This is a genomic window from Streptomyces sp. NPDC001204, from assembly GCF_053598035.1.
This window is the reverse complement of the sequence record NZ_JBSFJL010000018.1, coordinates 149727-161837: the sequence shown is the minus strand read 5'-3', so window position 1 is coordinate 161837 and position 12111 is coordinate 149727. Positions and strand designations below refer to the sequence as shown.

The following is a 12111-nucleotide window of genomic DNA, read 5'->3' as shown; positions in this document are numbered from 1 at the left end:
TGGCGTTGATTTTTGGCACGCTGTTGAGTTCTCAAGGAACGGACGCTTCCTTTGTACTCACCCTCTCGGGCTTTCCTCCGGGCTTCCCTTCGGTGTTTCCGACTCTATCAGATCTTTTTCCGATCCGATTTCCTCGGCGCTTTCCAGTTCTTCGCTCTCGCGTTTCCCTTTCCGGCGGTTCCGACTCTATCAGATCCTTTCTCGACCTGATCCCCAGTCAGCGGGGTTTGTCCTGGGCTTTTGGGCTTTCGCCCGTCGGCCTTTCGACATTCACTACGCTAGCTGATTTCCCCGGCGACTCATAATCGAGTCCTTGCGAGTTCGAATTCGGGTACGCGGGCGCACCGAAGACGACCCCGCTGAAGGGGTGATCGTTAGGTAGTGGGTTGGCCGCTCCGGCTGCAGGCGATCGCCGTACCCGGTTCAGCGGCTTGGGCCACGTTACGCACCTTCCGCTGGCGAGTCAACTTCCCAGTCCACTTCGGCGGCGCCTCGGCACATGGGCCCGGTACGGGCTCACCGTCCGGTCGTCAGCGACCCAGAAGCGCCAGGGGTGGACGTCGCCGTTGCCGCCCTCGCCGGCCACTCCGGTGCGCGGACCGTTGCGTACCTGATCGGCACGGACGGGTGTACCGGTGAGCATCCGTATAGGGGTGTCGCCGGCGGCGCAGGCGTCGGTGCCGTCGAGGGTCCGGTCCACGGCCAGGGCCATGGCCAGACGGGCCGGACCTTTGGCCAGCTCCTTGTCGTCGCGGGCCGAGAGGCGGCGGGCGCGGGCCAGCTCGGCGCCCTCGACGATCTCGCCGGCGCGGAGCAGGACTCCGCTCGCCCTGCCCTCGGGTCCGCACACCAGGTTCATGCAGTGCCACATGCCGTAGGTGAAGTAGACGTATACGTGGCCGGGGGGACCGAACATCACGCCGTTGCGGGCCGTGCGGCCGCGATAGGCGTGGGAGCCGGGGTCGTTCGGACCGTCGTAGGCCTCGACCTCCGTCAGGCGCAGGGCGATCGGGCCGTCGGGGGTCGTTCGCACCAGGACGCGGCCCAGCAGGTCGGGGGCGACCTCCACGACGGGGCGGTCGAAGAACTCTCTGGGCAGCGGCGTACGGGCCGAGGACGCGATCACGGCTCACGAGCGTAGTCCAGCCGGATGGGATCATTGATCGGGAATCATCCAGGAACCGATCAGGAGGTACCGAGGTGACCGAGCTCAAGCGGCGGCCGCTCCCCCACGACTTCCATCCGCCCGTGCCGTCCTTCACGGTCACGAGCGACGACGTCCGGGAGGGCGCGACGCTCGGGGACGCTCAGGTCCACGCGGGCGGGAACACCTCCCCGCAGCTGCGCTGGGCGGGTTTTCCGCCGGAGACCAAGAGCTTCGCCGTGACCTGCTACGACCCGGACGCCCCGACGGGCAGCGGGTTCTGGCACTGGGTGGTGTTCGACATCCCGGCCTCGGTGACGGAGCTGCCTGCGGGTGCGGGCGGCGGCGCGTTCAAGGGGCTTCCCGGGGGCGCCGTGCACGCGCGCAACGACTACGGCACGAAGGACTTCGGCGGTGCCGCGCCGCCGCCCGGGGACGGACCGCACCGGTATGTGTTCACGGTGTACGCCGTGGACCAGGACAAGCTCGGTCCGGACTCGGACGCCTCGCCCGCGGTGGTGGGCTTCAACCTGCGCTTCCACACGCTGGCGCGCGCGCAGCTGATCGGTGAGTACGAGAATCCCGCCGAGGGCTGAGCCGCGCGGCGCGCAGGCCGCCGTTCACTGAACGTTTGCCCGCTTCTGGTCTTGGACGTGGCCGGGGGCGGGCATTTTTATTGCGTTGTCCATCCCGGCGAGCCCGGCCAGAGTTGATCCAGCCCGCCAGGGGGTGGGCCGGCGCTCTTGGGAGGTGGGCTGGGATGCGGGACACGCTGGTGCTGAACGCGAGCTTCGAGCCGCTGTCGACGGTGACGCTGAAGCGAGCGGTCGTGTTGGTGCTCCAGTCGAAGGCCGTGGTCGAGCAGGCTCATCCGGAGCTGCGGCTGCGTGGTGCCGAGGTCGACATCCCCGCACCCCGGGTCATACGGCTGTGCCGGTATGTGAGGGTGCCGTTCCGAAGACAGGCTCCGTGGTCGAGACGGGGTGTGCTCGTACGGGACCGGCACCGGTGCGCGTACTGCGGGCGGCGCGCGACGACCGTGGACCACGTGGTGCCGCGGTCGCGGGGCGGGCAGGACACCTGGTTGAACACGGTGGCCTCGTGCGCGGAGGACAACCACCGCAAGGCGGACCGGACTCCGGAGCAGGCCGGGATGCCGCTGCTGCGGGAGCCGTTCGAGCCGACGCCCGCGGACGCGATGCTTCTGGCGCTGGGGCAGGAGGAGTTGGAGGCGCTTCCCGCCTGGCTGGCCCGGTCGGCCGCGTAGGCGTACATCAGTGGGGCCCGCCTTCGTGACGAAGGCGGGCCCCACTGGCATGGCGGACCGGACGGGTCAGTCGATGGACGGCTTCTCGCGGCGTTCGGTGGCCGCGGGGGCGTTGCCGCCGCTCGGAGCGCCGCCCAGGGAACCGAAGTTGCCGATGGCTCCGGACAGGCCCTTGAGGGCGTCGCCGATCTCGCTGGGCACGATCCAGAGCTTGTTGGCGTCGCCCTCGGCGATCTTCGGGAGCATCTGGAGGTACTGGTAGGAGAGCAGCTTCTGGTCGGGGTCTCCGGCGTGGATGGACTCGAAGACGGTGCGGATGGCCTGGGCCTCGCCCTCGGCGCGCAGGGCTGCGGCCTTGGCCTCACCCTCGGCGCGCAGGATCTGGGACTGCTTCTCGCCCTCGGCGGTGAGGATGGCGGCCTGGCGCGTACCTTCGGCGGTGAGGATCGCGGCGCGCTTGTCGCGGTCGGCGCGCATCTGCTTCTCCATCGAGTCCTGGATGGAGGTGGGCGGTTCGATGGCCTTCAGCTCGACGCGGTTGACGCGGATGCCCCACTTGCCGGTGGCCTCGTCGAGGACGCCGCGCAGGGCCGCGTTGATCTCCTCGCGGGAGGTCAGGGTGCGCTCCAGGTCCATGCCGCCGATGATGTTGCGCAGGGTGGTGACCGTGAGCTGCTCGATGGCCTGGATGTAGCTGGCGACCTCGTAGGTGGCGGCGCGGGCGTCGGTCACCTGGTAGTAGATGACGGTGTCGATGTTCACGACCAGGTTGTCCTGGGTGATCACCGGCTGCGGCGGGAACGGCACGACCTGTTCACGCAGGTCGATGCGGTTGCGGATGGTGTCGATGAACGGGACGACGATGTTGAGGCCCGCGTTCAGTGTTCGTGTGTAGCGGCCGAAGCGCTCGACGATGGCGGCGCTCGCCTGTGGGATGACCTGGATCGTCTTGATCAGGGCGATGAAGACCAACACCACCAGGATGATCAGAACGATGATGACCGGTGCCATCGTTGCTGCCCGTACCCTTCTCCGCCTCGGCTCTTTCGGAAGATCTTACGGTTGTCGAAGATCTTGCTGGTCGAGTCTGACAGACCGTTACCCAACTCGCTGCCTGTTCGGCCCACTTGCGTTGTCGCCTTTGGTGCGAGGTCACATGACGACGGCGGTGGCGCCCTCGATGTCCACGACGTCGACCTGTTCGCCGGCTTCGTAGACGTGGTCCGTGTCGAGCGCGCGTGCCGACCAGATCTCCCCGGCGAGCTTGATACGGCCGCCGGAGCCGTCGACGCGTTCCAGGACGACGGCCTGCTTGCCCTTCAACGCGTCCACTCCCGTGGCGAGTTCGGGGCGCTGTTTGCCGTGCCGGGCCGCGATGGGCCGGACGACGGCGATGAGGGCGACCGAGACGACGACGAAGGTGAGCACCTGGACGACGACGCCGAAGCCGAAGCCCGCGACGGCCGCGGCGGCGACCGCCCCCACCGCGAACATGCCGAACTCCGGCATCGCGGTCACCACGAGCGGGATTCCGAGCGCCGCCGCGCCGACCAGCCACCACACCCATGCGTCGATGTTGTTCACATGGTCATGTTAGGCCGCGGGCGGTGACGGCGGACAGGGTGCGGAGTGGGTTCAGGACAGCGGCAGTCCCTGGGCGGTCCAGCGGTCACCGACCTGTTCGACGACGAGCGGGAGACCGAAGCACAGGGAGAGGTTGCGGGAGGTGAGTTCGAGCTCCAGCGGGCCGGCGGCGAGGACCTTGCCCTGGCGGATCATCAGGACGTGGGTGAAGCCGGGGGCGATCTCCTCGACATGGTGGGTGACCATGATCATCGAAGGGGCGATCGGGTCCCGGGCGAGCCGGCCGAGGCGGCGGACCAGGTCCTCGCGGCCGCCGAGGTCGAGACCGGCGGCGGGCTCGTCGAGCAGGAGCAGTTCGGGGTCGGTCATCAGGGCGCGGGCGATCAGGGTGCGCTTGCGCTCGCCCTCGGAGAGGGTTCCGAACCTGCGGTCCAGGTAGTCGCTCATGCCGAGGCGGTCGAGGAAGGCGCGGGCGCGCTGCTCGTCGACGTCCTCGTACTCCTCCTGCCAGCCGGCGGTCATGCCGTAGGCGGCGGTCAGCACGGTCTGGAGCACGGTCTGGCGCTTGGGGAGCTTCTCGGCCAGGGCGATGCCGGCCATGCCGACGCGGGGGCGCAGCTCGAAGACGTCGGTGCCGGGCCTGCCGAGCGTCTCGCCGAGGACGGTGGCGGTGCCGCTGCTGGGGAAGAGGTAGGTGGAGGCGACGTTCAGCAGGGTGGTCTTGCCGGCGCCGTTGGGGCCGAGGATGACCCAGCGCTCACCCTCCTTGACCGACCAGGAGACCTGATCCACGAGAGCCCGGCCCTCACGGACCACGGATACGTCCTGAAGCTCCAGAACATCGCTCATGAGCGCGTTGTCTCCCCTTGCAGTGTGCCGCCGGTCTCGGCTGTCGCGTACGCCTGTGGCTGGGTCCGCCGCGCCGGTGGGCGCAGCCCTCACCGAATCTACGCCACGAGCCGGGCGGGCCGTTCCATCGGTCCGGTCCTTAGGGTGGAGGCATGCTCTCGGAACCGCGCTCTGGACGCCTCGCCGCTTGGGGAAACTCCCTCTTGTCCGGATATGTCTCACCGGACGACGCCGTGCTCGCCATCGTCGGGGACGACGCTGTCCATCGGGTGGAAGGGCTGCCCGGGGAGTCGGGGCCGGTCGGACTCACGTTGGCGCTGGGGCGGCTGCGGCGGCTCGGGGTGGGCGCGCTGCGGGTGGCGCTGCCCGCGCCGGGGCATCCGCTGGGGCTGAGCGGGCCGCCGGAGTTCAACGCGCGGGCGCTGGAGGCCGGGGAGGCGGTGCTCTGCCACGGGGCCGCGTTCGGGCTGGTGCCCCAGGTGCACGAGGCGGGACCCGAGGGCGATGTCCACGCGGAGGTGCTGTGGCACGTGCTGCCCGTGCGGGAGGCGCCGCCGGCCGACGTGCCGTCACTGGGCGAGGCCGAACGGGAACTGGCGGAGGCGCTGCGGGAGGCGACTTCGGTGCTGTCTCGGCTGGACGTGGCCGGATCGGGGCCGGTGGCGGAGGCGGCGATCGACGCGTACCGGGCGCGGGCCGAGCGGGGGCAGGAGGTTCTGGCGCCGGGGTATCCGCCGCGGGCGGTGCGGGTGCTGGAGCTGGCGCGGCGGGTGGCGCTGCTGGTGTCGCTGGCGTACGAGAAGGGGCACGGGGGCGCCGTGAGCGCGTCCGAGATGGCGGCGCGGGGGGCCGCGCTGCGTCCGGTGGAGCGGACGGCTCGGCGGGCGCAGGTGGCGGCGTACAACTCGGTGGTGGAGGAGCGGGAGAAGCGGGAGAAAGGGGCGCGCTGACGAGTGGCCCGACCGGCGTCGGGACTGCCCGCGGACGGCGAAGGGGAACGCGAAACGGCCTCCCGGGGGGAGCCGGGAGGCCGTCGGTCGAGGTGGCTCAGTGGTTGAGGCCGAGGTTGCCGAAGGCGGGGTTCAGGACGCCGATGACGTTGACGCTGTTCCCGACGGCGTTGACCGGGATGTGGACCGGGGCCTGGACGACGTTGCCCGAGACGACGCCCGGGGAGCCCTTGGCGGCGCCGCAGGCCCAGGCACCGTCGGTGGCGGAGGCCATGGAGGCGCCCGCGGCCACGAGCCCCCCGGCCACCATCGTCACGGCCGCCGCCTTCTTCAGGTTCTTCACTTCCGACCCCTCCTGGTGATCGCCGCGACGGTCGCCGCGGCACGCACTGGAGAACGGCCGGGGCGCACGGAGGTTGCGCCATCCGGGGGACATTCCCACGACGGTATGAATCTCAGTCCGGAGGGGAACCCTCCGCATTGCCGTCCGCGGGTGGAGTCAGCCGCTCACGCCGTGGCGTACGGCCCACAGCGCGGCCTGGGTGCGGTCCGCCAGGTCGAGCTTCATCAGGATGTTCGACACATGTGTCTTGACGGTCTTCTCGGAGAGCACCAGGGCCCGGGCGATCTCGCGGTTCGAGCGGCCGTCGGCTATCAGGCCGAGCACCTCCCGCTCCCGCTCCGTCAGTGACGTTCCGCGGCTCTGGCCGGAGTTGTTCTCCTCCTGGGACAACAGGACGCCCGCGACCTCCGGTTGGAGGAGGACGTGCCCGGCGTGAACCGAGCGGATGGCGCCGGCGAGAGCGTCGGGGTCCACGTCCTTGTAGACGTACCCGGCGGCGCCCGCGCGCAGCGCCGGGACCACCGTGCGCTGCTCGGTGAAGCTGGTGACGATCAGCACGCGTGCGGGGTTGTCGAGTTCGCGGAGCCGGCGCAGCGCCTCGACCCCGTCCATGACGGGCATCTTGACGTCCATGAGGACGACGTCGGGCCTCAGTTCCTCGGCGCGGGCGACTCCCTCGGCGCCGTCCGCCGCCTCGCCCACGACCTCGATGTCGTCCTGCACCTCCAGAAAGGTGCGCAGGCCCCGGCGGACCACCTGGTGGTCGTCGACGAGCAGCACCTTGATTGCGTCAGCCACCGGGGACCTCCATCTCGATCGCGGTGCCCTTGCCGGGCTCCGATTCCACTGTCAGCCGTCCGCCGACCCCGCTCGCCCGGTCCCGCATGGAGACCAGGCCGAGATGGCGTCCCGCGCGGCGCACCGCCTTCGGGTCGAAGCCGGTGCCGTCGTCGGTGATCCGCAGGACGGCACCGCTGCCACGGCGGTCCAGGGTGACGTGGACGTGGTCCGCCCACGCGTGCCGCAGCGCGTTGTGCAGGGCTTCCTGGGCGACGCGGAGCATGGCCTCCTCCTGCGCGGCGGGCAGGGCGCGGATGCCGCGGGTCGTGAAGGTGACGCGCGCGCTGTGGGCGCGGTCGAGGACCTGGATCTGGGTGCGGAGGGTGGCGACCAGGCCGTCCTCGTCGAGGGCGGCGGGGCGCAGCTCCACGACGGCGGCGCGCAGTTCGTCGGTGGCCTCGGCGGCGAGCGCGGCCACCTGCTGCAGTTCGCCCTTGGCGCGCGCCGGGTCGCGGTCCACGAGGGCGGTGGCGGCCTGGGCGGTCAGGCGCAGGGAGAACAGTTTCTGGCTGACCGCGTCGTGCAGTTCGTGGGCGAGACGGGAGCGCTCCTCGGCGATGGTCAGCTCGCGGCTGCGTTCGTAGAGGCGGGCGTTGGTGAGGGCGATCGCGGCGTGCTGGGCGAGGATGGCGAGCAGTTCCTCGTCCTCCTCGGTGAAGCCGCAGCCGCCCCGGGGCGTCTCGCGGTTCTTGTTCGCGAGGAACAGGGCGCCGATGACCTCGTCGCCGTCGCGGATCGGCAGGCCCAGGAAGTCGGACATCTCCGGGTGGGCGGCGGGCCAGCCCTCGAAGCGCGGGTCCTCGCGCAGGTCCGCGAGGCGCTCGGAGCGGGCCCCGTGCAGCATCGCGGCGAGGATGCCGTGCTGGCGCGGGAGCGGGCCGATGGCCCGCCACTGCTCGTCGCTGACCCCGTCGACCACGAACTGGGCGAAGCCCCCGTGGTCGTCCGGCACGCCGAGGGCGGCGTACTGCGCGTCGAGCAGTTCGCGGGCCGAGGCGACGATCGTCTTCAGGACGTCGCGCACCTCCAGATGCCTGCTCATGGCCAGCAGCGCGGCGCTCACCGCGGCGAGGCCGGACCTGGGGCCTTGACTCATGTCCTCACGGTACCGGCGGGGGGTGACGGCGCGGATCGGCCCTGTGACGGCCGCGCCCCGGTCGCTGGACCTAGGTCCGGCGGCCCGGTACCGGACGGGCCGGGGGCGGCGGCGCGTACCGCGTCCCACTCGGAGAACCCGCTCACCCAGTGCGTTGCGACGGCAACCAACGGTGAGAAAACCTCGCCCCCGATGTGAGGGCACCCACAGGACGCAGGTCACGTACGAACGGACATAGGAGACAGCAGGCCCCATCGCGAACGGGACAGACGTTCCCGTCTGTCCTATTTTGTCCGTTCCGCTCCACTACCCGGCTTCGTACGTCACACCTTTGCCAGGGCATTTTGCGGCCGCTAAGAATTGCTCTCGTCGCTCAACGCCGCGGGTTTCCGCTCGCGGCGATTGTGTGGGACGGACCCCCTCCCGCAGTCCGGAGAGCGACCTCCGAGCTACTCGAAGAGGTCTATTTCGCCATGCCCGCAAACTTCCGTCGTCACAGTCGTGCCCTGGCCCACCCCCGCAAGATCGCCGTCGCCGGCGTCGCCGTCCTCGGTGCGGCCGCAGTGGCCTTCTCGGCCGCGCCCAGCCAGGCCGAACCGACGAGCAGCGTCGCCGCCGCCCCGGTGCAGCTCGGCTCCCAGCCGATCCAGGGCGTCAAGGCCAGCGTCACCGACCAGCTCGCGGGCGAGAGCGTGAAGATCCAGGCGATCGCGGCCAAGAAGCAGGCCGCCGTGAAGCAGCAGGCCCGGGCCGCCGCCCTGCACAAGGCCAAGGCCACGCACAAGGCCAAGGTCGCGCACGAGGCCAAGCAGGCCGCGAGCCGGTCCGCCAAGCGCCCCCAGATGCAGACGGTCGCCGTCCACACCAGCTACGGCAACAACCTGGACGGCTGGATCCGGCAGGCGCTCGCCGTCATGAAGCAGCACAACATCCCCGGCTCCTACAACGGCCTGCACCGCAACATCATGCGCGAGTCCTCGGGCAACCCGAACGCCATCAACAACTGGGACATCAACGCGCGCAACGGCATCCCGTCCAAGGGTCTGCTCCAGGTCATCGGCCCGACCTTCAACGCGTACCACGTGCCCGGCACGTCCAAGAACATCTACGACCCCGTCGCCAACATCACCGCCGCCGCCAACTACGCGGCGCACCGGTACGGCTCCATCGACCACGTCAACAGCGCGTACTGAGGCCGGCGCGGACCTCTGACAGCACGCCGAAGGGCGGCACCCCACCGCGGGGTGCCGCCCTTCGTGCCGTGACGCGGCGCGGTTACTTGCGCATGACCTCCGGCTCGTGGCGGCGCAGGAAGCGCGCCACCAGGAAGCCGCACACGACACCGAGCGCGATCAGCGCGACCATGTCGATGCCCCAGGCCGAGGCCGTGTGGTCCCACAGCGGGTCCGTGCTGGTCGGATCGTCGGTGTTCGGGGCGATGTTGTTGAAGTCCAGCGTGGTGCCGGCGGCGGCCACCGCCCAGCGCGACGGCATCAGGTACGAGAACTCGTTGACCCCGATGGTGCCGTTCAGCGTGAACAGGCAGCCGGTGAACACGACCTGGACGATGGCGAACATCACCAGCAGCGGCATGGTCTTCTCGGCGGTCTTCACCAGCGAGGAGATGACCAGGCCGAACATCATCGAGGTGAAGCCGAGCGCCATGATCGGCAGGCACAGCTCGAACAGTGTGGCGTTGCCCAGGATCAGGCCCTTCTCGGGGATCTCACGGCTGGAGAAGCCGATCACGCCGACCATCAGGCCCTGGATCACGGTGACCGCGCCGAGCACGATCACCTTGGACATCAGGTACGCCGAGCGGGACAGGCCGGTGGCGCGTTCCCGCTCGTAGATGACCCGTTCCTTGATCAGTTCGCGGACGGAGTTCGCGGCGCCCGCGAAACAGGCGCCGACCGCGAGGATCAGCAGCACCGTGGTCGCCGTGCCGTTCGGGACGTGCAGCCCCGTCGTCCGGTTGATCTGCTCGTTGACCAGCAGTCCGCGGTTGTGGTCGATGAGCAGGCTGACCGCGCCGAGCACCGCCGGGAGGATCAGCGACAGCGCCAGGAAGCCCTTGTCGGAGGCGATCACCGACACGTACCGGCGGATCAGGGTCATCAGCTGCGAGCCCCAGCCCTGCGGCTTGGGCGGCCTGATGGCCTGCGGCGGAGGCATGTGTACGGACTGCGGCTCGACGGCGTCGATGTCCGCGGCGTACATCTGGTAGTGCTGCGAGCCCTTCCAGCGGCCCGCCCAGTCGTAGTCGCGGTAGTTCTCGAAGGCGGAGAACACATCGGCCCAGGTGTCGTAGCCGAAGAAGTTCAGCGCCTCCTCCGGCGGACCGAAGTAGGCCACGGCGCCGCCCGGCGCCATCACCAGCAGCTTGTCGCACAGGGCCAGCTCGGCCACCGAGTGGGTGACGACGAGGACCGTGCGGCCGTCGTCCGCGAGTCCCCGCAGCAGCTGCATGACATCGCGGTCCATGCCCGGGTCGAGACCGGACGTCGGCTCGTCCAGGAAGATCAGCGACGGCTTGGTGAGCAGCTCGAGGGCCACCGAGACGCGCTTGCGCTGGCCGCCCGAGAGGGAGGTGACCTTCTTGTCCTTGTGGACGTCCAGCTTCAGCTCGCGCAGCACCTCGTCTATGCGGGCCTCGCGCTCGGCGGCCGTCGTGTCGGCCGGGAAGCGCAGCTTGGCCGCGTACCTCAGGGCCTTCTTCACGGCCAGTTCCTTGTGCAGGATGTCGTCCTGCGGGACCAGGCCGATGCGCTGACGCAGCTCGGCGAACTGCTTGTACAGGTTGCGGTGGTCGTAGAGGACCTCGCCCTGGTCGGCGGGCCGGTAACCGGTGAGCGCCTTCAGCAGGGTCGACTTGCCGGAACCGGACGGGCCGATGACTCCGACCAGCGACTTCTCCGGGAGGCCGAAGGAGACGTCCCTGAGGATCTGCTTGCCGCCGTCGACCGTCACGGTCAGGTGGCGGGCGGAGAAGGACACCTCGCCGGTGTCGACGAACTCCTCCAGCCGGTCGCCGACGATCCGGAACGTCGAGTGGCCGACGCCGACGATGTCGGTCGGGCCGAGCTGCACCGAGCCGCCCTTGGGGACCGGGTGGCCGTTGACGTACGTGCCGTTGTGCGAGCCCAGGTCGCGGATCTCGAAGCGGCCGTCGGGCGTGGCGTGGAACTCCGCGTGGTTGCGGGAGACCTGGAGGTCGGAGACGACCAGGTCGTTCTCCAGGGCACGGCCGATGCGCATCACGCGGCCGAGCGAGAACTGGTGGAAGGTCGTCGGGCTGCGGTCGCCGTAGACCGGCGGCGCCCCCGCGCCGCTGCCGGGGCCCTGCTGCTGCGGGATCGACGGCGTCTGCTGCCCCTGCTGCGGTTCCTGCCAACCGGCCTGCGGGGACTGCTGTTGCGGCGCCTGCTGCGCCCAGCCGGGGTTCGCACCCTGGGCCGCGTACGGCTGCTGCTGCGGCTGGGCCTGCGGCGTCGCCGCCGGGGCCGCGGCGCCGGAAAGGCTCAGCAGCGGCCCGTCGGTCGCGTTGCCGAGGTGGACGGCCGCGCCCGGCCCGAGTTCCAGCTGGTGGATCCGACGGCCCTGCGCGAAGGTGCCGTTGGTGCTCCCGTGGTCATCGATGACCCAACTGCGGCCGTTGAAGCTGACCGTGGCGTGACGCCAGGAGACCCTGGCGTCGTCGAACACGATGTCCCCCTGCGGATCGCGTCCCAGGGCGTAGGACCGGGACGGGTCGAGCGTCCAGGTCCGTCCATTGGTTTCCAGTACGAGTTCCGGCACTCCAAGCCCCACTGAGTTGTCCCCCGAGTTGCCCCCGTCGCGGGGAGTCTAGGGATGTCGAACATCGTGGGGAACTATTTCAGGCTCAGCCCACTGACCGAAAGCCGGGCCTTGTGAAGAGTGTGTACGTCCGCTTCGGCTGCTTTTTCGCCTACGGGGTTGAAACCCGGCCGGAGAGTGGTATTTCACGCGAGGGGGGACATGCGCGGCAGTCGGGCCGCGCCGCGGATCGGGGGGTCT

At 70.0% G+C, this 12111-nt stretch carries 12 protein-coding genes; 4 read left to right on the top strand and 8 right to left on the bottom strand.

Annotated features, from left to right (window positions below; genetic code table 11):
* Positions 1-463 precede the first annotated feature (463 nt).
* A complete protein-coding gene (locus ACWC91_RS24355) occupies positions 464-1126 on the bottom strand; it encodes a DNA-3-methyladenine glycosylase (RefSeq protein ID WP_376501769.1) in 663 nt (220 codons plus the stop codon).
* 74 nt (positions 1127-1200) lie between these two features.
* Between ACWC91_RS24355 and ACWC91_RS24350 the strand changes: the two genes are divergently transcribed.
* The gene (locus ACWC91_RS24350; protein ID WP_388472427.1) at positions 1201-1740 is read left to right on the top strand and encodes a YbhB/YbcL family Raf kinase inhibitor-like protein; all 540 of its coding nucleotides are present in this window, start codon (positions 1201-1203) and stop codon (positions 1738-1740) included.
* Between the two features lie 164 nt (positions 1741-1904).
* The gene (locus ACWC91_RS24345; protein WP_141362276.1) at positions 1905-2411 is read left to right on the top strand and encodes an HNH endonuclease; all 507 of its coding nucleotides are present in this window, start codon (positions 1905-1907) and stop codon (positions 2409-2411) included.
* Between the two features lie 66 nt (positions 2412-2477).
* On the opposite strand, the gene ACWC91_RS24340 is transcribed toward ACWC91_RS24345, so the two are convergent.
* The 3 genes from ACWC91_RS24340 to ACWC91_RS24330 all read right to left on the bottom strand — a co-directional run bounded on the left by ACWC91_RS24340 (position 2478) and on the right by ACWC91_RS24330 (position 4844).
* Positions 2478-3422, bottom strand: a complete 945-nt coding sequence (locus tag ACWC91_RS24340; protein WP_141362274.1) for an SPFH domain-containing protein — start codon at positions 3420-3422, stop codon at positions 2478-2480.
* Between the two features lie 141 nt (positions 3423-3563).
* A complete protein-coding gene (locus tag ACWC91_RS24335; protein WP_141362272.1) occupies positions 3564-3995 on the bottom strand; it encodes an NfeD family protein in 432 nt (143 codons plus the stop codon).
* Between the two features lie 51 nt (positions 3996-4046).
* Positions 4047-4844: an ABC transporter ATP-binding protein gene (locus ACWC91_RS24330; protein ID WP_141362270.1), complete on the bottom strand. Its 798-nt coding sequence runs from the start codon at positions 4842-4844 to the stop codon at positions 4047-4049.
* Positions 4845-4996: 152 nt separating this feature from the next.
* Between ACWC91_RS24330 and ACWC91_RS24325 the strand changes: the two genes are divergently transcribed.
* Positions 4997-5794 (top strand): hypothetical protein, encoded by a 798-nt coding sequence (locus ACWC91_RS24325; RefSeq protein WP_225074030.1) that lies wholly within the window; start codon positions 4997-4999, stop codon positions 5792-5794.
* A 97-nt stretch (positions 5795-5891) separates the two neighbouring features.
* On the opposite strand, the gene chpE is transcribed toward ACWC91_RS24325, so the two are convergent.
* The 3 genes from chpE to ACWC91_RS24310 form a co-directional block, all read right to left on the bottom strand.
* Positions 5892-6137: a chaplin ChpE gene (gene chpE / locus ACWC91_RS24320; RefSeq protein ID WP_225074031.1), complete on the bottom strand. Its 246-nt coding sequence runs from the start codon at positions 6135-6137 to the stop codon at positions 5892-5894.
* Positions 6138-6293: 156 nt separating this feature from the next.
* Positions 6294-6935, bottom strand: a complete 642-nt coding sequence (locus ACWC91_RS24315) for a response regulator (protein ID WP_225074032.1) — start codon at positions 6933-6935, stop codon at positions 6294-6296.
* A complete protein-coding gene (locus tag ACWC91_RS24310; protein WP_281154793.1) occupies positions 6928-8073 on the bottom strand; it encodes a GAF domain-containing sensor histidine kinase in 1146 nt (381 codons plus the stop codon). The genes ACWC91_RS24315 and ACWC91_RS24310 overlap by 8 nt, the downstream gene beginning before the upstream one ends.
* A 473-nt stretch (positions 8074-8546) precedes the next feature.
* On the opposite strand from ACWC91_RS24310, the gene ACWC91_RS24305 reads away from it, so the two are divergent.
* Positions 8547-9266, top strand: a complete 720-nt coding sequence (locus tag ACWC91_RS24305) for a transglycosylase SLT domain-containing protein (RefSeq protein ID WP_281154794.1) — start codon at positions 8547-8549, stop codon at positions 9264-9266.
* An 82-nt stretch (positions 9267-9348) separates the two neighbouring features.
* Here ACWC91_RS24305 and ACWC91_RS24300 read toward each other — a convergent pair whose 3' ends face one another.
* On the bottom strand, positions 9349-11871 hold the full coding sequence (locus ACWC91_RS24300; protein WP_225074035.1) for an ABC transporter ATP-binding protein/permease: 2523 nt from the start codon (positions 11869-11871) through the stop codon (positions 9349-9351).
* Between the last annotated feature and the right edge of the window lie 240 nt (positions 11872-12111).